Raw genomic sequence first — 25,089 nt, 5'->3', positions numbered from 1 at the left:
GCCGACGCTACGAAGGAATCCCCGGGCCGGGCAGGAGGTTGCGTTCATGACAGCCGTTCCGCCATGAACACCGCTCATGGAACGAGGTGAGAGCCCCGTGGCCGATCTGCTCCCGCAGGAACTGCGGATCCTGGTCGCCGTCGCCGAGACGGGCGGCTTCACCGCCGCGGCCGCCCGGCTCGGGATCGGCCAGTCCGCCGTCTCGCACTCCGTGCGCGGCAGCGAGCGAAAGGTCGGCGCGGTCCTCTTCGAGCGCGGCCGCGCCGGGGCCTCGCCCACCCCGGCGGGGGAGCGGGTCGTCGCCCTCGGTCGGCGCATCCTGCGGATGTACGAGGTCCTCGGCGCTGAGGCGCGCGCCGCCGGTCGCGCCGGACCCAACCGGGGCGAACCGGCGGGAACCCTGCGCATCGCCGCGTTCCGCAGCGCGGCCCTGCACCTGCTGCCGCCCGCGCTGGAACGCCTGACGATCCGGCACCCCGGCATCCGGCCCGAGGTTCGGGTGGTGCGCGAACTCGGCGCCGGTACCGCGGGGGAGGTGGCCGCCGGCCGCGCCGACCTGGGCATCGCGACGCTGTACCCGGGGGATCCCCTACCGCCCGGCCTGCTGACCGGGGTCCTCGCGGACGAGGCGTACGCCTTGGTCCACCCGGTCGGACATCCGGACCCCAGGGCGTTGCCGCTGCTGGACTGGGACGAGAACTGCGGTTCCCGGACCCGCGACTGGTGGCGGGCCCAGGACTGGATCCCGTCGGCGACGGTGAAGGCGCAGGACGACGCGATGGTGCTCACGATGGTCGGCCGGGGTCTGGGCATGGCGATCCTGCCGGAACTCTCGCTGCGGGAGGCCACGGACGCGGTGCAGATCGTCGCGCTGGGGCCCGAGGGGCCGGTGCGGCAGGTGGGATACGTCACCACACCGGAATCGGCGTCAACCCTCGCCGTCAGGGCTCTGATCAGGGAACTCAGGGCCGAGAAGGGCTGAAAGGGGAACCGGCGGAGGGGCGGATTCGGCGGTTCGGCGTCTCAGATACTAGGAAGTCCGAGTAATTGCCGAGACATACAGCCGGACCTGCCCTAGCTTTGTAGGAGCCGAACGTCTCGCTGATCCAGCGAATGGCGGTCGAGAGCGCGCGCCCCTGGCAGGCAACCCCTGCGGCGCACCGCTCCCCGCCTCTTCCGGCGCCTTGAAGGAACCCCTCATCCGTGGCCCCGCCACGCCGTGATCTCAAGGAGTCGATCACCATGACCCCCACCACCGCCGCAGTCCGCCGCGTCCGCCACTCATCCCCGGCCGACGCCGACCGCAAGAACGCCGCCGCAGCCCTCCAGCGCGCCCTGGACCGCCGTGACAACGGCGGCTCGACCGGCCACTGAGCTGCCGCTTCCTCCCTCGCACACCCCCCCCGGCCGACTGACGTCTCGCGTCCACACGGGTCCACATCGTGGACGCGAGATGTCTGAGGGCTAAGACGCGGAGTACGGTTCCGTCATGTCGACCAGCATCAATCTCGCAGTGATCCCCGGCGATGGCATCGGCCAGGAAGTCGTGGCTCAGGGCCTCAAGGTCCTTACCGCGGTCCTGCCCCAGGACGTGAAGCTGGAGACCAAGCAATACGACCTCGGCGCCCAGCGCTGGCACCGCACCGGTGAGACCCTCCCGGAAGCGGAGCTCGAAGCCCTCAAGCACCACGACGCGATCCTCCTGGGCGCCATCGGTGACCCCTCGGTCCCGTCGGGCGTGCTGGAGCGCGGTCTGCTGCTGAAGCTCCGCTTCGCCTTCGACCACTTCATCAACCTGCGCCCGTCGAAGCTCTTCCCCAACACGGCCACCCCGCTCGCCGGCCGCCCGGAGATCGACTTCGTCGTGGTCCGCGAGGGCACCGAAGGCCCGTACACCGGGAACGGCGGCTCGCTGCGCACCGGCACCCCGGCCGAGGTCGCCACCGAGGTCAGCGTCAACACCGCCTACGGTGTCGAGCGCGTCGTGCGCGACGCCTACGAGCGGGCCAACGCCCGCCCCCGCAAGAAGCTGACGCTGGTCCACAAGAACAACGTCCTCGTGTACGCGGGCCACATGTGGAAGAACATCTTCGACCGGGTCGGCCAGGAGTACCCCGAGGTCACCACCGACTACCTGCACGTCGACGCCGCGACGATCTTCTTCGTCACCCAGCCCGAGCGCTTCGACGTCATCGTCACGGACAACCTCTTCGGTGACATCCTCACCGACCTGGCCGCTGCCGTGACCGGCGGCATCGGCCTGGCCGCCTCCGGGAACATCAACCCGACCGGCTCCTTCCCGTCCATGTTCGAGCCCGTCCACGGCTCGGCCCCGGACATCGCCGGCACCGGCAAGGCGGACCCGACCGCGACGATCCTCTCGGTCGCCCTCCTGCTGCGCCACCTCGGCTACGAGGCCCAGGCCGTCCGCATCGAGGACGCCGTCTCCGCCGACCTCGCCGAGCGCGACGGCACCTTCCGCTCCACCGACGCCATCGGCGACGCACTCGCCGCTCGCGTAGCCGGCTGACCCGGTAGCTCCATCCCAGGAAGCCGCCGGGTCGCGACCAACGCACCCGGCGGCTTTTCCTGTGCGGCCCCGGGTGCCACCATCTCCCCTGGGCCGCTCATGCCCCGTTTCACCGAAGCCTGGCCGCGGGCGATAATCGAACGCGAGGCCGCGGAATACGGGGAAGCTCGGACGTCCTAGTACGCCGTGAGCGCGGTCCGCCCTACCCAACCGGTGAAGGACAAGCACTCATGACGACGCCCACGATCGAGCTGAAGCCCTCCTCGAACCCTCTGTCCGACACGGAGCGGGAAGCGATCCTGGCCAGCCCCGGTTTCGGCCGCCACTTCACCGACCACATGGTGACGATCAAGTGGACCGAGGGACGCGGCTGGCACGACGCCGAGCTGGTCCCGTACGCGCCGCTGTCGATGGACCCGGCGAACATGACCCTGCACTACGCGCAGACGATCTTCGAGGGGCTCAAGGCGTACAAGCAGCCCGACGGCACCGTGGCCACCTTCCGCCCCGAGGCCAACGCCGAGCGCTTCCAGGCCTCCGCCCGCCGCATGGCCATGCCGGAGCTGCCGTCCGAGCTGTTCATCGGCGCCTGCGACGCCCTCATCACGCAGGACCGCGCCTGGGTCCCGGACTCCGGCGAGGCCTCCCTCTACCTGCGGCCCTTCATGTTCGCCTCCGAGGTCGGCCTGGGCGTCCGCCCCGCGAACGAGTTCCTCTTCATGGTCATCGCCTCCCCGGCGGGCGCCTACTTCCCCGGCGGCGTGAAGCCGGTCTCCGTCTGGCTCTCCGAGGAGTACGTCCGCGCGGTCAAGGGCGGCACCGGCGCCGCGAAGACCGGCGGCAACTACGCGGCCTCCCTCGTCGCCCAGGCCCAGGCCGCCTCGCACGGCTGCGACCAGGTCGTCTGGCTCGACGCGGTCGAGCACCGCTGGATCGAGGAGATGGGCGGCATGAACCTGTACTTCGTGTACGCCGAGAAGGACGGCACCCGCAGGATCGTCACGCCGGAACTCACCGGCTCGCTCCTCCCGGGCATCACCCGCAACTCCCTCCTCACCATCGCCCGCGACCTCGGCTACACCGCCGAGGAGGGCCGGATCACCACCGAGGACTGGAAGCGCGACAACGAGAACGGCACCCTGACCGAGGTGTTCGCCTGCGGCACCGCCGCCGTGATCACCCCGGTCGGCTCGGTGAAGTCCGAGCGCGCCAACTGGACCCAGGGCGACGGCGAGCCCGGCGAGGTCACGATGGAGCTCCGCAAGGCGCTCCTCGACCTTCAGACCGGCCGCGCCGCCGACGCGCACGGCTGGATGCACCCGCTCGGTTAGTCGTCCCGGCGCGCTCGTCGCCCGCTCGCGCGAAAGGCCCCCGACCGGACCGGTCGGGGGCCTTTCGTACGGTGCGCCCGCGCGGTGCGCGGGCACGCCGTCAGCGGGCGCGGCGGGCCGCCCGCCGCGCGCGACGGGCGTCGGCGCGGGCCGAGCCGTCGGGCAGCAGCGCGACGAGGGCGTCGCCGAAGAGGTACACCACCGCGCCGATCCCCTTGAGGACCCGGATGATCACAGGGCCTGCGAGCTCGTCCATGTCTGCTCCGCGTTCTTCACCTGCTCCTGTGCGTCCGCGGCGGGCGCGTCCGCCGACCGCGGGGTCAGCGCGGCGTAGACGAGTCCGCCGACCAGCCCCGAGAGGACGAAGCTGCAGTCCACGCCGCCCGTCAGGGCCAGCAGGGGGCCCTCGTAGAACGGTGTGGTGACGGCCGCGAGGCCGGTTGCCGCTCCGAGTGCCCAGGACACCGTCGCACGCGGGTTCCACCCCCCGCTGTACCAGTAGACGCCGCCGCGGGCGCGCTGGTTGAACACCTGGAGCGACTGCTCGTCGTACCGGCCGCGGCAGCGCACGTACCCGATCAGCGTGATCACGGCCCACGGGGTGCCGATCGCGGTGAGGACGAGGACGAACGAGGTCATCGCGGCCTGGGCGTTCCAGCCGAAGGAGCCGATGAACACGAAGGCGGTGGCCACGGCCGCGGCGACCAGGGTGGCCGTGGTGCGGGTGGCACGCGGGACGATCGCGTCGAGGTCCAGGCCCATCGAGTAGAGCATCAGGCCGGCGTTGCCGATCGAGCCGGCCGCCGCCGCCACCAGCAGCGGGACCAGGTACCAGAACGGCGATGCGGCCACGAGCGGCCCGGCGTAGTCCGCCCCGGCGCGGGCGGCGAGCGCCGTGTACGTACCGAAGAGCTGCGGGATCAACAGGCCGAAGAGCAGACCGACCACGGTGGCCCACAGCACCGTGCGGGAGCTGTGCCGGCGCGGGGAGATGTAGCGGGTGTAGTCGCCGAGCAGGGTGATGAAGGCGACCGGGCCGCTGAGCCCGGCGGCGACGGTGGCGAGCAGCCAGGTCGGCCAGAAGGAGCCCAGCAGGTACGAGGTATCCGGCGGCGCGGCGCCGGTGAAGTCCGGGGCGTACGCGATGACGCCGATGGCCAGCAGGATCACCATGGCGACGGACAGGATCTTGCTCATGCGCAGCAGCAGTCGGTAGCCGAACACGGCCCCGACGACGGTACAGGCGGCGAGTACGCCGTACATCGCGGCCCGGGAGACGCCCGTGTCGGGCAGTCCGGTGAGCCGGGACAGCGCCCCGACCATCACGTCGCCGCCGATCCACAGGGTCAGCGCGGTGTAGCCGAGCGAGAGCAGCAGTCCCACCACCGATCCGACGAGCCGGCCCCGGACGCCGAACTGGGCGCCGCTGGAGGTGGACAGGTTGGTCGCGGTGCGCAGGGAGACCAGCGCGAGCGGGGCGGTGAAGGCGATGCCGACGAGGGTTCCGATCACCACGGCGGTGACCGAGGGCCACAGCCCCAGCCCGAAGGACGGGGGCAGCCAGCCGAAGACGATCACACCGAGGCAGAGATTGGAACCGAGCAGGATCGAGACGAGGTCGCGGGGACCACTCGTCCGTTCCTCCTCGGGGACGGTGTCGACTCCGCGCTGTTCGATGGGCATGGGGGACTCCCTTGGCAGGGCGGGGGGTGGTTGTGCTGGTGTTTGAGCGACACTCAATGTGACTCAGGCTTTGCCTTCCGGTCAATGGTTCCCCGCAAGGAACTGAAGAGTTAGAGTGATGCTCTAACCCATCGACTCAAGAGGTGGTGGATCGGCGTGCGGCTGACCCCTACGGAGCGCGACCGGCTGCTGCTGCGCAGCGCCGCGGAACTGGCCAGGGCCCGGCGGGCCCGCGGCCTGAAGCTCAATGTCCCGGAGGCCACGGCGCTCATCGCGGACACCGTCTGCGAGGCTGCCCGGGACGGCAAGCGGCTGGCGGAGGCCATCGAGGAGGCCCGCGGCGTGCTCGGCCCCGACGACGTGCTGCCCGGCGTGTCCGACGTGGTCACCGAGGTGCACGTGGAGGCCGTCTTCGACGACGGCTCCCGCCTCGCGGTGGTCTCCGCGCCGATCGCCGGCGCCACCTCGCTCGGTGAGGACGCTCCGGGCGCGGTGGTACCGGGCCCCGGCGCCCCGCAGCCGCAGCCGCAACTCCACCTGCACGTGCGCAACACCGCGTCCGTGCCGGTCAGCGTCACCTCGCACTTCCACTTCTTCGAGTCGAACCCGCGCCTGGACTTCGACCGCTCCGCCGCCTACGGCATGCGCCTGTGCGTGCCGGCCGGCTCCTCCGTACGGTTCGACCCGCACGGCGGGGCCGAGGTCGGGCTGGTCCCGATCGGCGGCGAGCGGATCGCCATCGGCTTCGCGGGCCTGGTCGACGGGCCGCTGGACGCGCCCGGCGCCAAGGAGGAGGCCCTGCGCCGTGCGGCGGCCTGCGGCTACCTCGGCGTGACCGCGGGTAGCGCGGACGGGGCCGAAGGAATCGATGACGTGGACGGAGATCCGGCGTGAGCAAGAAGACCCCGCACAGCGACCACTGCGCCCCCGGCAGTCGACACGTCGACCCGCACGAGTACGCCTCCGTGTTCGGCCCCCGCGCCGGCGACCGGGTCCGTCTCGGCGACTCCGGCCTCACCGTGCGCGTCGAGCACGACGCCCAGAAGCCCGGGGACGAGTTCCTGGCCGGCTTCGGCAAGACCGCCCGTGACGGCCTGCACCTCAAGGCGGCGGCGGTCCGCGAGACCTGCGACGTGGTGATCAGCAACGTGCTGGTCATCGACGCGGTCCTCGGCATCCGCAAGGTGTCCATCGGCATCCGCGAGGGCCGCATCCACGCGATCGGCCGGGCCGGCAACCCCGACACCCTCGACGGCGTCGACGTCGTCGTCGGCACCGGCACCTCGATCGTGTCCGGCGAAGGCATGATCGCCACCGCCGGAGCCGTCGACACCCACGTCCACCTGCTCTCCCCGCGGATCATGGAAGCCTCGCTCGCCGCGGGCGTCACCACGATCATCGGCCAGGAGTTCGGCCCGGTCTGGGGTGTCGGCGTGAACTCGCCGTGGGCGCTCAAGCACGCCTTCAACGCCTTCGACGCCTGGCCCGTCAACATCGGCTTCCTCGCCCGCGGTTCCTCCTCGGACGCCGCCCCGCTGATCGAGGCCCTCGCCGAGGGGGGCGCCAGCGGCTTCAAGGTCCACGAGGACATGGGCGCCCACACCCGCGCGCTGGACACGGCGTTGCGGGTGGCGGAGGAGTACGACGTGCAGGTGGCCCTGCACTCGGACGGCCTGAACGAGTGCCTGTCGGTGGAGGACACCCTGCGGGTCCTGGAGGGGCGGACGATCCACGCCTTCCACATCGAGGGGTGCGGCGGCGGGCACGTGCCGAACGTGTTGAAGATGGCGGGGGTGGAGAACGTCATCGGTTCCTCCACCAATCCGACGTTGCCCTTCGGTCGGGACGCGGTGGCCGAGCACTACGGCATGATCGTCTCCGTCCATGACCTGAAGCCGGACCTGCCGGGTGACGCGGCGATGGCCCGTGACCGGATCCGGGCCGGGACGATGGGCGCGGAGGACGTGCTCCACGACCTCGGGGCGATCGGCATCACCTCCTCGGACGCGCAGGGCATGGGTCGGGCGGGCGAGACCATCCGGCGGACCTTCGCGATGGCCGCCAAGATGAAGGGCGAGTTGGGCCCGATGGACGGCGACGGCGAGGGCGACGACAACGCCCGCGTGCTGCGCTACATGGCCAAGCTGACGATCAACCCGGCCATCGCCCACGGTCTGGCGCACGAGATCGGCTCGATCGAGATCGGCAAGCTCGCCGACATCGTGCTGTGGCGCCCCCAGTTCTTCGGTGCCAAACCCCAACTCGTCCTCAAGTCCGGGTTCCCGGCCTACGGCGTCACCGGCGACCCCAACGCCGCCACCGACACCTGCGAACCCCTCGTCCTCGGACCGCAGTTCGGCTCCTACGGGGCCACCGCCGCCGACATTTCCGTCGCCTTCGTCTCCGCCGCGGCCGCCGCGCTCGGCTCCGACGAGATGCCCACCCGCCGGCGCCGCGTCGCCGTCCGCGGCACCCGCGGCATCGGACCGAAGGACATGCTCCGCAACTCCCGGGTGGGCGCGGTCGATGTGGACGCGCGCAGCGGACTCGTCTCCCTCGACGGGGAACCGCTGCGCTCCGAAGCGGCCGAATCGGTCTCCCTGAACCGCCTGTACTTCCTGTAAGCCAAGCCAAGCCCAGCCAAGCCCAGCCAAGCCAGCCAAGCCCAGCCGCCGGCCAAGCCCAGCAGCCGGCCGGCCCGGCCGGCTCAGCCCAGCCCCAGCCCAGCCTGTGAGGACCCTGCCATGACCCAGCCGACGCAGCCGGCCCAGCCGGCCAAGCCCGTCGACGCCGGATTCCGGATGCCCGCCGAGTGGACCCCGCACGAGCGCACCTGGATGGCCTGGCCCAGCCCCAACCCCACCTTCACCAACGAGCAGGAGCTCGCCGAGGCCCGCGAGGCCTGGGGCGCCGTCGCCCGCGCGGTCCGCGCGTACGAACCGGTGACCCTCGTCGTCTCCCCGGGCGACGCCGAGAGCGCCCGCGCGGTCGTCGGCGACGACGTCGACCTGGTCGAGCGCGAGCTCGACGACGCCTGGATGCGCGACATCGGCCCCACCTTCGTCACCAACGAAGCGGGCGAACTGGCGGCCGTCGACTGGACGTTCAACGGCTGGGGCGCCCAGGAATGGGCCCGCTGGGACCACGACTCCAAGGTCGCCCGGCACGTGTCCGACCTCATCGGCACCCGCACGTACAGCACCCGCCTGGTCAACGAGGGCGGCGCCATCCACGTCGACGGCGAGGGCACCGTGCTGCTCACCGACACCGTGCAACTGGGCCAGGGCCGCAACCCCGACTGGACCCGCGCGCAGGTCGAGGCCGAGATCCACGCCCACCTCGGCACCACCAAGGCGATCTGGCTCCCGTACGGCCTGGCCGGCGACTACGGCACCTACGGCACCCAGGGCCACGTCGACATCGTCGCCGCCTTCGCCCGACCCGGCGTCGTCATGGTCCACAGCCAGCCCGACCCGGCCCACCCGGACCACGAGCGCTGCAAGACCGTCGCCGCCCTGCTGCGCGCCGCCACCGACGCGCGGGGCCGGCTGCTGGAGGTCGTGGAGGTCCCGGCGCCGACGGTGCTGGAGGAGGACGGCGAGTGGGTCGACTACTCGTACATCAACCACTACCTGTGCAACGGCGGCGTCGTACTGTGCGCGTTCGACGACCCGCGCGACGAGGAGGCCGCCGAGATCTTCCGCGGTCTGTTCCCCGAGCGGACCGTGACGCTGGTTGACGCACGTACGATTTTCGCCGGGGGCGGCGGTATCCACTGCATCACCCAGCAACAGCCGAAGGTCTGACCTGCGGCGGACCTCATGAAGGAGTGGCCCATGGTGGCGGGTGGAGTACCGGTACGGGCAGCGCGCAAGAACGCGCCCCCGCGCGAGGACGTACTCGTCGCCGCCATGGCCACGATCGCCGAGCGCGGCCTGGAAGGCCTGACCATGGCCGGTCTGGGCCGCCAGGTCGGCATGAGCAGCGGCCACCTCCTCTACTACTTCCGCAGCAAGGACGAACTCCTGCTGCAGACCCTGGAGTGGAGCGAGGCCGCCCTCGGCACCGAGCGGCGGGCCCTGCTCTCCCGCCGCGACCCGGTCGGCGCCCGGCTCCGGGCGTACGTCGACCTGTACGTCCCCGACGGCCCCCGGGACCCGCACTGGACCCTGTGGCTGGAGGTCTGGAACCGTTCCCAGAACGCCGGCCCCCAGGAACGCGAGCGACAGGCCGCCATCGAGGGCGCCTGGCACCGAGACCTGGTCGCCCTCCTCGCCGAGGGCGTCTCGCGCGGGGAGTTCCGCCAGGTCGACCCCGACCGCTACGCCGCCCGGCTCCGGGCCCTCCTCGACGGCTTCAGCATCCAGGTCGCCGTCGGGCTGCCCGGCATAGGCCGGGCCGACATCCTCGAACACGTACGGGAGTTCCTCACCGAGAGCCTCACCGTTCCCGTCCCCGGCGGCCCCGGGGACCACCCCGTGCGGGGGCTGCCCGCATCGTGAGATCTCCGTCCACGGACGGCGGGTCGTGTGGCACACTGCGGACGTGCCTGCTCAGCTCATGATTATGGACAGCAGCGCGCCGGTCCTCTGTGACCGCTGAACCGTGGAAGACCTTCGCGGCAGCGGCCACCGTGCCTCGGACCCGCGCGCAGACCTCTCGCACCCGCGAGGGGTCTTTTCGTTTCCCGGCCCGAAATCATGCCGGGACCGGGCGGCGCGCGATGATGGGGGCAGTGGATCCCGGGCTTCCGGAACCACTCATCCGACAGGAGTCAGATCAGCATGACGACGACAGAGGCGACGGAGTCGACCGAGCCGACGGAGCCGCGCACCGGTCCCGACGACAGCTTCCACGTCTTCGACACCACGCTGCGCGACGGCGCCCAGCGTGAGGGCATCAACCTCACGGTCGCGGACAAGCTGACCATCGCCCGGCACCTCGACGACTTCGGCGTCGGCTTCATCGAGGGCGGTTGGCCCGGCGCCAACCCCCGCGACACGGAGTTCTTCGCCCGCGCCACCGCCGAGATCGACTTCAAGCACGCCAAGCTGGTCGCCTTCGGCGCGACCCGTCGCGCGGGCGGCTCCGCCGCCAAGGACCCGCAGGTCCGCGCCCTCCTGGAATCCGGCGCACCGGTGATCACCCTGGTCGCCAAGTCCCACGACCGGCACGTCGAACTCGCGCTGCGCACCACCCTCGACGAGAACCTGGAGATGGTCCGCGACACCGTCGCCCACCTGGTGGAGCAGGGCCGCCGGGTCTTCGTCGACTGCGAGCACTTCTTCGACGGCTACCGCGCGAACGCCGAGTACGCCAAAGCCGTCGTGCGCGCCGCGTACGAGGCCGGCGCCGACGTCGTCATCCTCTGCGACACCAACGGCGGCATGCTGCCCGCGCAGATCTCCGCGACGGTGGCGACCGTCGCCGCCGACACCGGCGCCCGGCTCGGCATCCACGCCCAGGACGACACCGGTTGCGCCGTCGCCAACACCCTGGCCGCCGTCGACGCGGGCGCCACCCACGTCCAGTGCACCGCGAACGGCTACGGCGAGCGCGTCGGCAACGCCAACCTGTTTCCCGTCGTGGCCGCGCTGGAGATCAAGTACGGCCGGACCGTCCTCCCCGAGGGCGCCCTCGCCGAAATGACCCGGATCTCGCACGCCATCGCCGAGGTCGTCAACCTCACGCCCTCCACGCACCAGCCGTACGTCGGCGTCTCCGCCTTCGCGCACAAGGCCGGCCTGCACGCCTCGGCCATCAAGGTCGACCCCGACCTGTACCAGCACATCGACCCCGAGCGGGTCGGCAACACCATGCGGATGCTGGTCTCCGACATGGCCGGGCGCGCCTCCATCGAGCTGAAGGGCAAGGAGCTCGGCGTCGACCTCGGCGGTGACCGCGCGCTGATCGCCAGGGTCGTCGAGCGGGTCAAGGAGCGCGAGCTCCAGGGCTACACCTACGAGGCCGCCGACGCCTCCTTCGAGCTGCTGCTGCGGGCCGAGGTCGAGGGCCGGGCCCGCAAGTACTTCCGCATCGAATCCTGGCGCGCGATCGTCGAGGACCGCCCGGACGGCACCCACGCCAACGAGGCCACGGTCAAGCTGTGGGCCAAGGGCGAGCGGATCGTCGCGACGGCCGAGGGCAACGGCCCGGTCAACGCCCTGGACCGGGCGCTGCGGGTGGCGCTGGAGCGGTTCTACCCGCAGTTGGCCAAGTTCGAGCTGGTCGACTACAAGGTCCGCATCCTGGAGGGCACGCACGGCACGGAGTCCACGACCCGCGTACTGATCGCCACGACGGACGGCGTCCGCGAGTGGTCGACCGTGGGCGTCGCCCCGAACGTGATCGCCGCGTCCTGGCAGGCCCTGGAGGACGCCTACACCTTCGGTCTCCTGCACGCGGGCGTGGTACCGGCGGAGTAGTCCGGCTTCGGGCACAACAGGCGGTGTCCCGCACTTTTCGAAACGCCCCCCGGGACCTCGCCCGTCCGTCGACCCACACCTCGCCGGGCGCCGACCCGGCGAGGTCGTCCTCCGCGAACTGCGCCTGCCCGTAGTACACGCCGTCGTCCGGACCTGGCCCTTATGTCCTGTTAACACAGGAAACGACCTGTTCGGGTAGCGTCGTAGGCATGAGGACCAGGCTGATATCCGCACGTGTCGGACCGCTGCTGGCCGGTCTGCTGCTGGCCCTGTCGACGACCGCGCTCGTGGCCGCCCCGCAGGCATCGGCCGCCACCGGGGTCGCCGCGGTGGGGGAGGCCCTCAAGCAGGGCCCGGTCTACGTGGACCCCGGCGCCCGCGAGCAGTTGTCCGCGGCGCAGGCCGACGCGCTGGCCCGGAAGATCAAGGACTCCGGGAAGCCGGTGTTCCTCGCCGTACTGCCGGCCACCGCACAGTTCCCGCAGGACAAGGTGCTCTCCGCCGTCCGCGCCGAGACCGGCATCACCGGCCTGTACGCGATCCGCCTCGGCGACGGCTTCAGCGCCGGCGCCGACCCGGCCGTCATGCCGAGGAACGCGGTGCGCAACCTCAGCGACGCCGTGAAGACCGGCGCCCCGGTGGACGCGGCCACCCAGCTCGACAACTTCGTCGACCAGGCCCTGAGCCAGGCCAAGGGGTCCGCCCCCGCTTCCTGGGGCACTACCGGCGCCTCCGACGGGGCGCCGGTCGGCGGGCTGGTCGCGCTCGGCGCGGTCGCCGTCGCGGGAGGGGGCGGCGCCTACCTGCTGGTGAAGCGGAACCGCAAGAAGAAGGAGGAGACCCGGCGCGAGGCGATCGAGCGGCTCTCCGTGGTCGTGGACGAGGACATCACGGCCTTCGGCGAGGAACTGGAGCGGCTGGACTTCCACCCGGGCGAACCCGGCGCCGACGACGCCATGCGCCGCGACTACGAACAGGCCCTCGACTCGTACGAGAAGGCCAAGCAGATCATGGCTTCGGTGCGGCGCCCCGAAGAGGTGCAGGACGTGACCCAGGCGCTGGAGGACGGCCGGTACGCCCTGGCCCGCCTGGACGCGCGCCGTCAGGGCGCGCCGGTGCCCGAGCGCCGATCGCCCTGCTTCTTCGACCCGCGGCACGGACCGAGCACCGAGGACGCCGCCTGGGCGCCGCCCGACGGGGCCGCCCGTACCGTTCCGGTCTGCGCGGCGGACGCCGTACGGCTGCGCGACGGCCTCGACCCCGCGGTCCGTACGGTCGACACCGAGCGCGGGCCGCGTCCGTACTACGACGCCGGCCCGGCGTACGGTCCCTGGGCCGGCGGGTACTTCGGCGGGGGCATCCTGCCGGGACTGCTGATGGGCACGATGCTCGGATCGATGATGGCCGGTCCCGCCTACGCCTCGGACTTCGGCGGCGCGGGGAGCGGCTTCGCGGGCGGGGACGCCTCCGGGGCCGACTTCAACCCGTCCGACTTCGGCGGCGGGGACTTCGGCGGCGGGGGCGGGTTCGACGGGGGCGGCGGGTTCGACGGCGGGGGCGGCTGGTAGCAGCGGTGGCCGAGGTGGCTCGGGCGGCTGCGGTGGCCGCCCCCGGGCCGGCGTCGCGAGCGGGTGGTCAGGCCTGCTTGATCGCCGAGATGTCGAAGGTCAGCTTCACCTTGTCGCTGACCATGACGCCGCCGGCCTCCAGTGCGGCGTTCCAGGTCAGGCCCCAGTCGGAGCGCAGGATCTCGGCGGCGCCCTCGAAGCCGACGCGCTCGTTGCCGTAGACGTCCGTGGCGGAGCCGGTGAACTCCAGGTCGATGGAGAGCGGGCGGGTGACGTCCTTGATCGTGAGCTCGCCGGTGATCCGGTACGCGTCCCCGCCGAGGGTCTCGGCCGAGGTGGAGTGGAAGCTCATCACGGGGAAGGCCTCGGCGTCGAAGAAGTCGCCGCTGCGCAGGTGGGTGTCGCGGTCGGCGATGCCGGTGCCGATCGAGGCGATCTTCACGTCGATGACCGCGGTGGAGCGGGACGGGTCGCCGCCGTCGAGGTGGAGGGTGCCCTCGTGCTCGGTGAAGCTGCCGCGCACGTTGGTGACCATCGCGTGCCGGACGGTGAAGCCGATGCTGCTGTGCGCGGCGTCGATCACGTAGTCGCCGGTCAGGGCGGCCAGTGCCGGGTCCACTTCGAGCGTGGCGACGGCGGTGGGGGCGGTGCGGCGGGTGAAGAGACCCATGACTTCCTCCTCGGAAGATCCTGCTGCCGGCGTGTCCGGCGAGGTGTCCGACGGGTTCGGCGGGGCCCGAACTCGTTGAACTTTCAACGAGATAGACGCTAGACCCATTCCGTTCAAATTTCAACTTTCATGGCAGCGAGTCCGTTGTTTTGTGGAACCTCCACAAAGGGCCACGGTCTCGACTGGGGGAGTCCATGCATTCATCGCCGGTTCTGTCCGGGCCGGACAGCGGATCGGGTCCGAGACTGTGCGGAACCAACGGAGGGTTTTCGCCGTCGGACTTCGTAAGGTCGGTACATGACCGTTGTGGACCAGACTTCGAGCGAGCCGACCGACGCCCGTGGACGCGTGGCCGAGCTGCACTCCCTCCGTGAGGAGGCGCGGCGCGGGCCGAGCGATCGGGCGACGGAGGCGCAGCACGCCAAGGGCAAGCTGACGGCCCGGGAGCGGATCGCGCTCCTGCTCGACGAGGGGTCCTTCAAGGAGGTCGAGCAGTTGCGTCGGCACCGGGCGACCGGTTTCGGCCTGGAGGCGAAGAGGCCCTACACGGATGGTGTGATCACCGGGTGGGGGACGGTCGAGGGTCGTACGGTCTTCGTCTACGCGCACGATTTCCGGATCTTCGGCGGTGCGTTGGGCGAGGCCCACGCGACGAAGATCCACAAGATCATGGACATGGCGATCGCGGCCGGTGCCCCGTTGGTGTCGCTCAACGACGGGGCGGGGGCCCGTATCCAGGAGGGCGTTTCGGCGCTGGCCGGGTACGGCGGGATCTTCCAGCGCAACACGCGGGCGTCGGGTGTCATCCCGCAGATCAGTGTGATGCTGGGTCCGTGCGCGGGTGGCGCGGCGTACTCGCCGGCGTTGACGGACTTCGTGTTCATGGTCCGTGAGACCTCGCAGATGTTCATCACCGGTCCGGACGTGGTCCGCGCGGTGACGGGTGAGGAGATCACCCAGAACGGGCTCGGCGGGGCCGATGTGCACGCGGAGACCTCGGGCGTGGCGCACTTCGCGTACGACGACGAGGAGACCTGCATCTCCGAGGTCCGCTACCTCATCACGATGCTGCCCTCCAACAACCGCGAGAACCCGCCGGTCCACGAGACGGACGACCCCAAGGACCGCCGCTCCGACGTCCTGCTGGACCTGGTGCCGGCCGACGGGAACCGCCCGTACGACATGCTCAAGGTGATCGAGGAGCTCGTCGACGAGGGCGACGTCCTGGAGATCCACGAGCGCTGGGCGCGCAACATCATCTGCGCGCTGGCCCGGATCGACGGCCAGGTCGTGGGCATCGTCGCCAACCAGCCCGGTCACCTCGCGGGCGTCCTGGACATCCACGCCTCGGAGAAGGCGGCGCGTTTCGTCCAGCTGTGCGACGCGTTCAACATCCCCATCGTCACCCTGCTCGACGTCCCCGGGTTCCTGCCGGGTGTCGACCAGGAGCACGGCGGCATCATCCGGCACGGCGCGAAGTTGCTGTACGCGTACTGCAATGCGACCGTGCCGCGGATCTCGCTGATCCTGCGGAAGGCGTACGGCGGTGCGTACATCGTCATGGACTCGCAGTCCATCGGGGCCGACCTGACCTACGCCTGGCCCACCAACGAGATCGCGGTGATGGGCGCCGACGGCGCCGCCAACGTCATCTTCCGCAAGCAGATCGCGGACGCCGAGGACCCCGAGGCGATGCGCGCGCGCATGGTCAAGGAGTACAAGGCCGAGCTGATGCACCCGTACTACGCGGCCGAACGCGGTCTCGTGGACGACGTCATCGATCCCGCCGAGACCCGCGAGGTCCTCGCGGGCGCGCTCGCGATGCTCCGCACCAAGCACGCCGACCTGCCGTCGCGCAAGCACGGCAACCCGCCGCAGTAAACGAAGGAGACATGCCACCGATGAGCATCGCCACCGACACCCTGTTGAAGGTCGAGAAGGGCAACGCCGAGCCCGAGGAGCTGGCCGCGATCACCGCGATCCTGCTCGCCCGCGCCGCCGCGACCCCCGAGGCCGTCAACATCCCCCGCCCCCCGGCGGGCTGGCGGCGCCTGGAGCGCAGCCGGGGCTTCCAGGCCCCGCACAGCTGGCGCTGACCCGGCGCGGTACGCACCCCGCTCGCCCGACGGCCGCTCAGCCGCTCCTGACCTTGATGCCCTCCGGCACCGAGTCGAGGCGCGGCGGGCGGCCGTCGGCCGTCCGGCACCCGGACAGCCGCAGCGTCCGGCAGCCGAGCACACCGAGGCCGCTCAGGTCCTCGGGCAGCGTGCAGCCGTGCAGGACCAGCTGTTCCAGGTGCGGGGGCCCGCTCTCCAGACGCGGGAGCCAATCCCGCAGGTCGTAGCCGAACAGCGTGAGACCGGTCAGGCGCTCCAGCCGGTCGAGGCCGGTGAAGCCGCGCGGTGTGCCCTCGCCCTGGAGCACCAGCCGACTCAGGCGGACGCCGAGGCGGAGGGAGTCGAGTCCGACATCCGCGGGGAGCCGTCCCAGGGACAGGCCACGCAGCTTCGGGACGTCCGATATCTCGTCCGGCGCCGGGCAGGTGCTCCAGTTCAGGAGCTGGAGGAACTCCAGGTCCGGCAACTCGCGCAGCGGCCCTACGTCGCGCAGCGGTACGTTGCCCCAGGCGTCGAGCGCCGTCAGGCCGGTGAGGGAGGCCACGGGCGCGAGGTCGGCGTCCTCCCGCAGATCGGTCACCGACAGCCTCTCCAGCGGCCCCAGTTCCACGAACGCCCCCAGGCCTCGGGTGAAGGGGTGGTGCACCGCGATCCGCCGGGCATGGGCCAGCAGCGGTATCGCCTGCCACTGGGCGGCGTGCGTAGTCCTGCGGGTCGAAGTGCTCCCAGGCGTCGGCGAGTTCCCGCTGGGACGTGGGCCGCGGGTCATCGGTCCACTGCCCCAGCCTGTGCAGCGCCCCCTCGCCGCCGATCAAGGCCGTCGTCCGGACGAGGGCCCGTACCGCCGCCTCGGACTCGCCCCTCAGGGACGCCGGCAGGAGCCGCAACACCGGCGGGCCCACCGCCGACAGGGAGGTGGCCTCGCTCGCCCGGCGGGGCGGGACCAGCGAGCCCAGGGCCTCGTCCAACGGCCCGACCAACGCGTCGGGCACGGAGGGCATCGTCTCCAGGCAGGAGGCCGCCAGCAGGCGCAGGCGGCGGGCGTGACGGGGTTCGGCGGCGGCCCGGGCCAGCACGCCCTCGATCAGCTCCTCCCGCTGCGTACGGTTGGCGTGGCCCGCCGTCATCACGAGCGTCTCGTGCCACGGATCCAGGTGCGCCCGCTCCACCAGGTTGCCGATGCGGTCCTCCGAGGCCGCCTCGGCCGCCGCCAGGTACTCCTGGAAACTGCGGTGGACGAAGTCCACCCGGTCCTCGGCCGGCGCCCGCAGCACGCCCGAGCGCACCAGCAGGTGGTCCAGTACGGCCGCCCCGTCCGCCCCCTCCAGGTGCCGCATCGCGGAGATCGCGCCGCGCACGTGCTCGGCGGCCCGGTCCCGGGCGATCTCGCTGCGGTTGTTGTCCGACAGCCGCCAGGCCAGGTCCTGGAGCAGCAGGAGCTTGTCCGCCAGGGTCAACGGGACGACGAGGTCGCCCGGGACGCCCCGCTCCGTGTCCCGCCGGTGCAGCAGGATCTCCAACGCCGTCCGGTACAACTCCATCCGACTGCGGGGCAATTGCCGACGTCGCTCCAGGTGGAGCGCGCACAGCAGCGCGGCCATCAGCGGGCTCGCGGCCAGGGCCTGCAGCTCCACCTCGTCCAACGTCCCGCTGATGAGCTCCAGGTACTCCCGCCGGAACGCCTCGTCCTCGCCCTCGGGCGCGTACAGCGAGCGGACGGGCAGCCGGTCCAGCGCGCGGGCCACCTCGGCGGCCAACGTCGTGGTACGGGCCAGCAGTTCGGTGACGGCCCGCTCGGTGCGCGCCAGCAGCGGCTCCAGGCGCGCGGCCACGGCATCGGCCATGTCCTCGAACTGTCGCTCCAGGCCCCGCTGATGGCGCAGCCCCGGTACGCGGAAGCGAATCAGGTCCGCCATGGAGGAGTCGGCCTCCTGCGCACGCCGGCGTGGCGCGAGCCACAAGGACACCGCGCGGGTGGCCAGCACCCTGCCCAGATTGATGGCCGCGACCTCGGCGCTCACGCCTACCCCCCTCCGTCAGAAGGAGAGAACGCCGGGAACCCGTCACGGGTTCCCGGCGTCCCGGGTGAAACGTCCGGGCGGAGCGCCTACCGCAGGCGGGCCATCAGGGCGTGCTCGACGAGCGTGATGAGCGCGCTCTTGGCGTCGCCGCGGTGCCGGGCGTCGGTGGTGATGATGGGGGCGTCCGGGCCGATCTGCAGGGCCTCGCGGACTTCCTCCGGCGTGTACGGCTGGTGCCCGTCGAAGCCGTTGAGGGCGATCACGAACGGCAGGCCGCTGTTCTCGAAGTAGTCCACCGCGGGGAAGCAGTCCGCCAGACGGCGCGTGTCCACGAGCACGACCGCGCCGATGGCGCCGCGCACCAGGTCGTCCCACATGAACCAGAAGCGGTCCTGACCCGGGGTACCGAAGAGGTACAGGATCAGGTCCTGGTCCAAGGTGATGCGGCCGAAGTCCATGGCGACCGTGGTGGTCGTCTTGTCACCGGTGTGGGTGAGGTCGTCGATGCCGGCGGAGGCGCTGGTCATGACGGCTTCGGTGCGCAGCGGGTTGATCTCGGAGACCGCGCCGACGAACGTGGTCTTGCCCACGCCGAAGCCGCCCGCCACCACGATCTTCGCGGAGGTGGTGGAGCGCGGTGCTCCTCCGGCAGAACCTCCGTTAGAGCTTGCGAAGTCCACTGAGCACCCTTTCGAGCAGTGTCACATCTGGCTGGCCGCCCGCGGACTCGTCGCCGCCGGGCTGGTGGATGGCGACGAGGCCCGCCTCCGCCAGGTCGGCGACGAGGATTCGGGCGACACCAAGAGGAATGGAGAGGAGTGCCGAGATCTCCGCGACGGATTTGATCTCCTGGCACAGGCGGCAGATGCGCTGGTGCTCGGGCAACTGCCCTTGCAGCCGCGCGGGATCGGCCGTGGTACTGACCAGCGCCTCGATGGCGAGCTGGTAGCGCGGCCGGGTACGGCCGCCGGTCATGGCGTACGGACGCACCAGCGGGTTGTGCGCCTTCGGAGCCGGGGGCTGCGAGGACCGCATGGGACTCTGCGAGGGCCGATGGCCCTGCGGAGGCTGCTGCGGCTGCTGGGGCTGGCCGTACTGCTGGTACGGGTTGTGCTCCGGCACGGGCCGGCTGGGAGCGGAGGGGAAGTTGAAGCGGTTCTGGTCGTGCCCACCCTGCGGCTGCTGCGCGCCGCCATAAGGATGTCCTCCGGGTGTTGTCACGTTTCCTCCTCCGACTCCAAGAACGCAGTACTCCCTGTGGAACCGCGCCACCGCACCCTATGGTGCGGTGACGCGAAACGCACTGCTTGTTTGCTAGTTGAGAAGACTTCCCTGGAGCTCCGCGCGCAGGTCCGGGGTGAGGACGCTGCCCGCGCGGTCCACGAGGAGGGCCATCTCGTAGCCCACGAGGCCGATGTCGCACTCGGGGTGCGCGAGCACCGCGAGCGAGGAACCGTCCGACACGGACATGAGGAAGAGGAACCCGCGGTCCATCTCCACGACGGTCTGGTTGACGGCGCCACCCTCGAAGATGCGGGAAGCACCGGCGGTCAGCGACGTCAGACCGGAGGCCACGGCCGCCAGCTGATCGGCGCGGTCGCGCGGGAATCCGTCGGACATCGCCAGAAGGAGTCCGTCGGCGGAGACCACCACCGTGTGCGACACCCCTGGGGTGTTGTCCACGAAGTTGGTGATCAACCAGTTCAGGTTCTGTGCCGCCTGGCTCATCGGGCTCACACTAACGCTCCTGGTCATAGCTGTTACTTGACTGCTCGGATCCCGCGTTGCGTCCCTGCTGGACACCACGCCGCAGGTTGCTCAACCTGCCACGGACGTCCTCCGGTGCGCGGGAGACCTGGGGGCCGCCCTGCGGAGTCGTCTCCGCAGCACCCTCGACCAGGTTGGCCTTGGGCACCCGCCGAGGGAGACCGGACGGGGTGACCCCGCCCGCCTTCGGCTCACGGAGCTTGCCGGCCTGTTGCCAGCGCTCGTCGTTCGTCGAGCGCCAGGACTCGGTGCCTTCGGATTCCTCCGGGGCCCGCTTCGGTTCGGCGGGCTGCTGCTGACGCTGCGGCCGCTGCTCGAAGAGAGATCCGGTGGACTCCGCTTCCTGCTTCGCCGGCTGCCACTGCTGCTGGCTGCCGCGTCGCGGCAGGCCCGCTCCGGTCATCTGGTGACCGGTGTCGGCAGCGGCGCCCGGACGGTCGAAGCCTACGCGCTCCGCGGCCGGTTCGGGAGCGGACGTCGATTCCGATTCGGTCCCGTAGCTCTGCTGGTAGGAGCCCGAATAGGTGTTCTGCTGGGGCCACTCGCCCTGCTGGGACTGGTCCTCGTAGCCACCCTCGTACGACGGGGCGGGCTGCTGGGGGTCCTGGTAGCCGACCTCCGGATAGGCATATGCCTGGTCCGGGTAGGCCTCCTGGCCCACCGGCTGCTGCGGAGCGTCCCAGGTGTTCTGGTAGCCCTGCGCGGCCGGTTCCTCGTAGCCCTGGTACGGCTGGTAGCCGTGTTCCGGTTGAGGTTCCGGATAGTCCTGGGACGGGTACTCGGCCTGCCCCTGCGGGAAGCCGACCTGAGCCTCCAGCGCGGCCCGGCGCTCCTCGCGGCCCAGCGACCGTACGACGGGGTCCGCGGGCGCAGCGTCGGCGCTGCGGTCGCCCTGGCGGTCGTACGCCGAGTCGTCGAAGCCGAGTTCGGCGGCGGTGCGCAGCGGGGCGGCCTGCTGGGACTTCTGCTCCGGAATCATCGAGGAGACCGTGAAGTCGTCGTCCGGGATGCCCTCGCCACCGCCACCGTGGGTGATCGCGTCCGGGAGCATGACCAGCGAGGTGGTGCCCGCGGCCTCGCCCGAGGGACGCAGCTGGACGCGGATGCTGTGGCGGTCCGCCAGCCGGCCGACCACGAACAGACCCATGCGCTGCGAGATCGCGGCGTCCACGGTCGGCGGGTTGGCCAGCTTGTGGTTGATGTCCGCGAAGTCCTCGGCGGTGAGGCCGATGCCCTTGTCGTGGATCTCGACCATGACGCGGCCGTCCGGCAGACGCGTGGCGTTCACCCGGACCTTGGTCTGCGGGGAGGAGAACGTGGTGGCGTTCTCCAGCAGCTCGGCCAGCAGGTGCACGAGGTCGGTCACGGCCTGGCCGTGGATCTCGGCCTCGGAGACGCCGGAGAGCTCGATGCGCTCGTACTGCTCCACCTCGGAGGAGGCGGCGCGCAGCACGTCGACGAGGGGCACCGGCTGGTCCCAGCGGCGGCCCGGGTTCTCACCCGCGAGGATGAGGAGGTTCTCGCCGTTGCGGCGCATGCGGGTGGCCAGGTGGTCCAGGCGGAAGAGGTTCTCCAGCTGGTCCGGGTCGGCCTCGTTGTTCTCCAGGTCGGTGATGAGGGTCAGCTGGCCCTCGATCAGCGACTGGTTGCGCATGGAGAGGTTCGTGAAGATCGCGTTGACGTTCCCTCGCAGGAGCGCCTGCTCGGCGGCGAGCCGGACCGCTTCCCGGTGGACCTGGTCGAAGGCGCGGGCGACCTCGCCGATCTCGTCCTGGGAGTTGATCGGGATCGGCGCGACGCGGGTGTCGACCTTGCCCGGGTCGGTGCGCGAGAGCTGGTCGACGAGCATCGGCAGGCGCTGCTCGGCGATGTCGAAGGCCGAGCTGCGCAGGTGGCGCATCGCACGGCCCATCTGGCGGGCCATCATGCCGGCCAGGATGAAGGCGGCGAGCAGGGCCACGACCACGATCGCGCCGGTCAGGATGGCGTCGCCGCGGGACTCGTCGGAGACCGCGACGGCGTCGTCGACGGCCTTTTCGAGGAGTTCCTTCTCGATCTCGGCGTAACCGTCGAACTTGGCCGTGGAGGCGGCCTGCCAGGCGGCCGGCGTGGTGCCGTTCAGGGCCAGCTTCGTGTTCTTGTCGCCGCCGGCTATCGCCTCGGTCATGCCGACCAGCGGGGAGCCGTTGACCACGGGCGGAGCCTTGAAGGCGGCGCCGGACTGCTCGGCGGCCTGCTTGGCCTGCGCGAGCTTGGCGGCGCCCTCCTGGGACTTCTTGCCCATGACCTCCTTGAGCCGGTTCGTCTCCTCGTCGGTACCGGCGGCGACGTACTCGCCGATGGCTATCTCTTCGAGGTAGGCGTAGGAGGAGAAGGCGACGAGCTGGGCCTTGCGGACCTCCTCGTTCTCGTTCGGACGCACCAGCAGGTGCGTGCCGACCGAGCGCTGGAGGGAGTTCGCGGCCTTCGCCAGCTCGATCGCGTAGACCATGCGGCCGTAGCTGGTGACGTTGCCGGTGCCGAGGCCGAGCTCGTTGGAGAACTGCATGAGGTAGTGCTGGACCAGCACGTACCCCTCTTCGGTCGGGATGGGACCCGCCGAGGCCGGGAGGTTCTTCTTCGCCGACTCGGGCACCGCGTAGGCGGTCTTGCGGACCTGCTCCAGCTTCGGCTCCTCCTGGCGGAAGAGCTCCAGCCGGCGCTCCAGGCCCTGCTTCGAGGGCAGGTCCTTCGCGGCCGTCGCGAACTTGGCCTTGGCGGCGTCGGTGGCGGCGTACGCCTTCGACACGACCTCGCTGTTGCGGTCGCCCTTGAGGAGCGGCTCGGCGGTCAGGTCGCGCTCGTTGAGCAGAGCCTGGCCGTACTCGGCAGCCGCCTGGACGATGCGCGCGGTCTTCTCGGCGTCCTTCGCCTCGTTCCAGCTGTCGACCGAACCCTTGACCTGGAAACCGCCCATGACCAGTCCGACGAGGACGGGTACGAGGAGGATGGCGTTCAGACGGGTCGGTACGCGCCAGTTGCGGGGGGACAGCTTGCTGGTGCTACCGCCGCTCGTGGGTGGGTCCACGGGCACGTCGACGGATGACGTGGCCGCGCGCGGCGGCGGGGTGAAGTTGCCGCGCGCGGGTTCATCCGCGGGGCTCGAGTTGCTTCGCCTCACTCGACCAACAACCTCTCGGCGGTGCTACTAGCTAGTTCGTTGAATTCCAGCACGGTTGACGGCCGTGTTCCAAACAGTTGAAATCGGCGATTCACAGAGCCTTGAGCCCCACATAAACCGGACATAAAGAGCGAGCTGCGGCAAAAACCGGGCCATATGTGCGCGCAGCGGTACCGGACGAACGCACCGTGTGCGCACGCCCTCGATAATTCTCTGTCGAAACGTTATGAACGACAGGGGCGGGCCGTGTCGTAGGACACAGCCCGCCCCGGTGCACGGCGTGCGGAATCGTGTTACTTGAGCCGCGCCATCAGGGCGTGCTCGACGAGCGTGATGAGCGCGCTCTTGGCGTCGCCGCGGTGCCGGGCGTCGGTGGTGATGATGGGGGCGTCCGGGCCGATCTGCAGGGCCTCGCGGACTTCCTCCGGCGTGTACGGCTGGTGCCCCTCGAAGCCGTTGAGGGCGACGACGAACGGCAGGCCGCTGTTCTCGAAGTAGTCCACCGCGGGGAAGCAGTCCGCCAGGCGCCGCGTGTCGACCAGCACGATGGCGCCGATGGCGCCGCGCACCAGGTCGTCCCACATGAACCAGAAGCGGTCCTGACCCGGGGTACCGAAGAGGTACAGGATCAGGTCCTGGTCCAGGGTGATGCGGCCGAAGTCCATGGCGACCGTGGTGGTCGTCTTGTCACCGGTGTGGGTGAGGTCGTCGATGCCCGCGCTCGCGGACGTCATCACGGCCTCGGTGCGCAGCGGGTTGATCTCGGAGACCGCGCCGACGAACGTGGTCTTGCCCACGCCGAAGCCGCCCGCGACCACGATCTTCGCGGAGGTGGTGGAGCGAGGAGCCGCTCCGCCGTCAGAGCTTGCGAAGTCCACTGAGAACCCTCTCGAGCAGCGTTACATCCGGCGTTCCGCCGGCCTCTCCATTGCCCGGCTGGTGGATGGCCACCATTCCGGCCTCGGCCAGGTCGGCGACGAGGATCCGGGCGACACCGAGCGGCATCGACAGCAGTGCGGAGACCTCCGCGACCGACTTCACCTCACGGCAGAGCGTGCAGATGCGCTGGTGCTCCGGCAGCAGGCCGGACAGGTGCATCGGATCGGCCGTGGTGCTGACCAGCGCCTCGATGGCGAGCTGGTAGCGCGGACGGGTCCGGCCACCGGTCATCGCGTACGGACGTACCAGCGGCTGGTCGCCATCCGAGTACGAATCTCCGTACGCATCGGGATAGGCGGGGGGCGGGGTCATTGATCCTCCGGGCTGGACAGCAGTGGTCAGCGTGCCGTCTGACGGGGCGGCCGGTGGGGGGACGTGATGACGGCCTGTCGGGGGTACTGGGTACCGGGGGTGGGGTCCCGGCTCCCCCGGCCGGAAGTACCGTCCGGCCGGGGGACGTGCAGTCAGATGAGCAGGCTTCCCTGGAGCTCGGCGCGCAGGTCCGGGGTGAGGACGCTGCCCGCGCGGTCCACGAGGAGGGCCATTTCGTAGCCCACGAGGCCGATGTCGCACTCGGGGTGCGCGAGTACGGCCAGCGAGGAGCCGTCCGAGACGGACATGAGGAAGAGGAATCCCCGGTCCATCTCCACGACGGTCTGGTTGACGGGGCCGCCCTCGAAGATGCGGGAGGCACCGGCGGTCAGCGACGTCAGACCGGAGGCCACGGCCGCCAGCTGATCGGCGCGGTCACGGGGGAATCCTTCGGACATCGCCAGAAGGAGTCCGTCGGCGGAAACCACCACCGTGTGGGACACCCCTGGGGTGTTGTCCACGAAGTTGGTGATCAACCAGTTCAGGTTCTGTGCCGCCTGGCTCAT

Annotated in this window: 23 protein-coding genes and 1 pseudogene; 12 read left to right on the top strand and 12 right to left on the bottom strand. The window is 70.8% G+C overall.

From position 1 onward, the window contains the following. Positions 1–97 precede the first annotated feature (97 nt). The 4 genes from ACZ4XJ_RS19775 to ACZ4XJ_RS19760 all read left to right on the top strand — a co-directional run bounded on the left by ACZ4XJ_RS19775 (position 98) and on the right by ACZ4XJ_RS19760 (position 3,861). On the top strand, positions 98–982 hold the full coding sequence (locus tag ACZ4XJ_RS19775; protein ID WP_468496884.1) for a LysR family transcriptional regulator: 885 nt from the start codon (positions 98–100) through the stop codon (positions 980–982). A gap of 260 nt (positions 983–1,242) precedes the next feature. Further along, entirely contained in the window at positions 1,243–1,374 is a 132-nt protein-coding gene (locus tag ACZ4XJ_RS19770) for a hypothetical protein (RefSeq protein ID WP_362883963.1), read from the top strand. A 115-nt stretch (positions 1,375–1,489) separates the two neighbouring features. After that, entirely contained in the window at positions 1,490–2,530 is a 1,041-nt protein-coding gene (locus ACZ4XJ_RS19765) for a 3-isopropylmalate dehydrogenase (protein WP_468496883.1), read from the top strand. 230 nt (positions 2,531–2,760) lie between these two features. Continuing rightward, positions 2,761–3,861, top strand: a complete 1,101-nt coding sequence (locus tag ACZ4XJ_RS19760) for a branched-chain amino acid aminotransferase (protein WP_468496882.1) — start codon at positions 2,761–2,763, stop codon at positions 3,859–3,861. Between the two features lie 100 nt (positions 3,862–3,961). On the opposite strand, the gene ACZ4XJ_RS19755 is transcribed toward ACZ4XJ_RS19760, so the two are convergent. After that, positions 3,962–4,117: a hypothetical protein gene (locus ACZ4XJ_RS19755; RefSeq protein WP_384005001.1), complete on the bottom strand. Its 156-nt coding sequence runs from the start codon at positions 4,115–4,117 to the stop codon at positions 3,962–3,964. Next, positions 4,093–5,544, bottom strand: coding sequence for a cytosine permease (locus ACZ4XJ_RS19750; RefSeq protein ID WP_468496881.1), 1,452 nt, complete (start codon positions 5,542–5,544; stop codon positions 4,093–4,095). Before ACZ4XJ_RS19750 ends, ACZ4XJ_RS19755 begins: the two co-directional genes overlap by 25 nt. Before the next feature lie 156 nt (positions 5,545–5,700). On the opposite strand from ACZ4XJ_RS19750, the gene ureA reads away from it, so the two are divergent. The 6 genes from ureA to ACZ4XJ_RS19720 all read left to right on the top strand — a co-directional run bounded on the left by ureA (position 5,701) and on the right by ACZ4XJ_RS19720 (position 13,537). Next, entirely contained in the window at positions 5,701–6,438 is a 738-nt protein-coding gene (ureA, locus tag ACZ4XJ_RS19745) for an urease subunit gamma (protein ID WP_468496880.1), read from the top strand. Then, on the top strand, positions 6,435–8,168 hold the full coding sequence (locus ACZ4XJ_RS19740) for an urease subunit alpha (protein ID WP_468496879.1): 1,734 nt from the start codon (positions 6,435–6,437) through the stop codon (positions 8,166–8,168). The genes ureA and ACZ4XJ_RS19740 overlap by 4 nt, the downstream gene beginning before the upstream one ends. Positions 8,169–8,288: 120 nt before the next feature. Next, a complete protein-coding gene (locus ACZ4XJ_RS19735; RefSeq protein ID WP_468496878.1) occupies positions 8,289–9,350 on the top strand; it encodes an agmatine deiminase family protein in 1,062 nt (353 codons plus the stop codon). Between the two features lie 30 nt (positions 9,351–9,380). Then, a complete protein-coding gene (locus ACZ4XJ_RS19730; RefSeq protein WP_362883978.1) occupies positions 9,381–10,046 on the top strand; it encodes a TetR/AcrR family transcriptional regulator in 666 nt (221 codons plus the stop codon). Between the two features lie 282 nt (positions 10,047–10,328). Next, positions 10,329–11,969: a citramalate synthase gene (cimA, locus tag ACZ4XJ_RS19725; protein ID WP_362883980.1), complete on the top strand. Its 1,641-nt coding sequence runs from the start codon at positions 10,329–10,331 to the stop codon at positions 11,967–11,969. A 209-nt stretch (positions 11,970–12,178) separates the two neighbouring features. Next, positions 12,179–13,537, top strand: coding sequence for a hypothetical protein (locus ACZ4XJ_RS19720; protein ID WP_468496877.1), 1,359 nt, complete (start codon positions 12,179–12,181; stop codon positions 13,535–13,537). A gap of 67 nt (positions 13,538–13,604) precedes the next feature. Here ACZ4XJ_RS19720 and ACZ4XJ_RS19715 read toward each other — a convergent pair whose 3' ends face one another. After that, entirely contained in the window at positions 13,605–14,207 is a 603-nt protein-coding gene (locus tag ACZ4XJ_RS19715; RefSeq protein WP_468496876.1) for a YceI family protein, read from the bottom strand. Between the two features lie 297 nt (positions 14,208–14,504). On the opposite strand from ACZ4XJ_RS19715, the gene ACZ4XJ_RS19710 reads away from it, so the two are divergent. Together ACZ4XJ_RS19710 and ACZ4XJ_RS19705 are read left to right on the top strand one after the other, a co-directional pair. Then, a complete protein-coding gene (locus tag ACZ4XJ_RS19710) occupies positions 14,505–16,088 on the top strand; it encodes an acyl-CoA carboxylase subunit beta (protein WP_468496875.1) in 1,584 nt (527 codons plus the stop codon). A 20-nt stretch (positions 16,089–16,108) separates the two neighbouring features. Further along, entirely contained in the window at positions 16,109–16,303 is a 195-nt protein-coding gene (locus ACZ4XJ_RS19705) for an acyl-CoA carboxylase subunit epsilon (RefSeq protein ID WP_362875849.1), read from the top strand. A gap of 37 nt (positions 16,304–16,340) precedes the next feature. On the opposite strand, the gene ACZ4XJ_RS19700 is transcribed toward ACZ4XJ_RS19705, so the two are convergent. From ACZ4XJ_RS19700 to ACZ4XJ_RS19660, 9 genes and pseudogenes are all read right to left on the bottom strand, one after another. Further along, on the bottom strand, positions 16,341–17,093 hold the full coding sequence (locus ACZ4XJ_RS19700) for a leucine-rich repeat domain-containing protein (RefSeq protein WP_468496874.1): 753 nt from the start codon (positions 17,091–17,093) through the stop codon (positions 16,341–16,343). 1,000 nt (positions 17,094–18,093) lie between these two features. Further along, positions 18,094–18,291, bottom strand: a pseudogene (locus ACZ4XJ_RS19695) (NACHT N-terminal Helical domain 1-containing protein); the annotation flags it as partial. 140 nt (positions 18,292–18,431) lie between these two features. After that, positions 18,432–19,025 (bottom strand): GTP-binding protein, encoded by a 594-nt coding sequence (locus ACZ4XJ_RS19690; protein ID WP_319192543.1) that lies wholly within the window; start codon positions 19,023–19,025, stop codon positions 18,432–18,434. After that, entirely contained in the window at positions 19,006–19,566 is a 561-nt protein-coding gene (locus ACZ4XJ_RS19685; RefSeq protein ID WP_362875851.1) for a DUF742 domain-containing protein, read from the bottom strand. Before ACZ4XJ_RS19685 ends, ACZ4XJ_RS19690 begins: the two co-directional genes overlap by 20 nt. A gap of 93 nt (positions 19,567–19,659) precedes the next feature. Further along, positions 19,660–20,073: a roadblock/LC7 domain-containing protein gene (locus tag ACZ4XJ_RS19680; protein ID WP_030037347.1), complete on the bottom strand. Its 414-nt coding sequence runs from the start codon at positions 20,071–20,073 to the stop codon at positions 19,660–19,662. 10 nt (positions 20,074–20,083) lie between these two features. Beyond that, a complete protein-coding gene (locus ACZ4XJ_RS19675; protein WP_362875852.1) occupies positions 20,084–23,272 on the bottom strand; it encodes a sensor histidine kinase in 3,189 nt (1,062 codons plus the stop codon). A 293-nt stretch (positions 23,273–23,565) separates the two neighbouring features. Further along, positions 23,566–24,150, bottom strand: a complete 585-nt coding sequence (locus ACZ4XJ_RS19670) for a GTP-binding protein (protein ID WP_362875853.1) — start codon at positions 24,148–24,150, stop codon at positions 23,566–23,568. Beyond that, positions 24,131–24,523, bottom strand: coding sequence for a DUF742 domain-containing protein (locus ACZ4XJ_RS19665; RefSeq protein WP_215149806.1), 393 nt, complete (start codon positions 24,521–24,523; stop codon positions 24,131–24,133). The genes ACZ4XJ_RS19670 and ACZ4XJ_RS19665 overlap by 20 nt, the downstream gene beginning before the upstream one ends. 152 nt (positions 24,524–24,675) lie before the next feature. Beyond that, positions 24,676–25,089 (bottom strand): roadblock/LC7 domain-containing protein, encoded by a 414-nt coding sequence (locus ACZ4XJ_RS19660; RefSeq protein ID WP_150207164.1) that lies wholly within the window; start codon positions 25,087–25,089, stop codon positions 24,676–24,678.

The sequence above is a fragment of the Streptomyces sp. NPDC029836 genome, from assembly GCF_055574495.1.
Note: the sequence above shows the minus strand (reverse complement) of the source record. Positions and strands in the feature narration are given on the sequence as shown.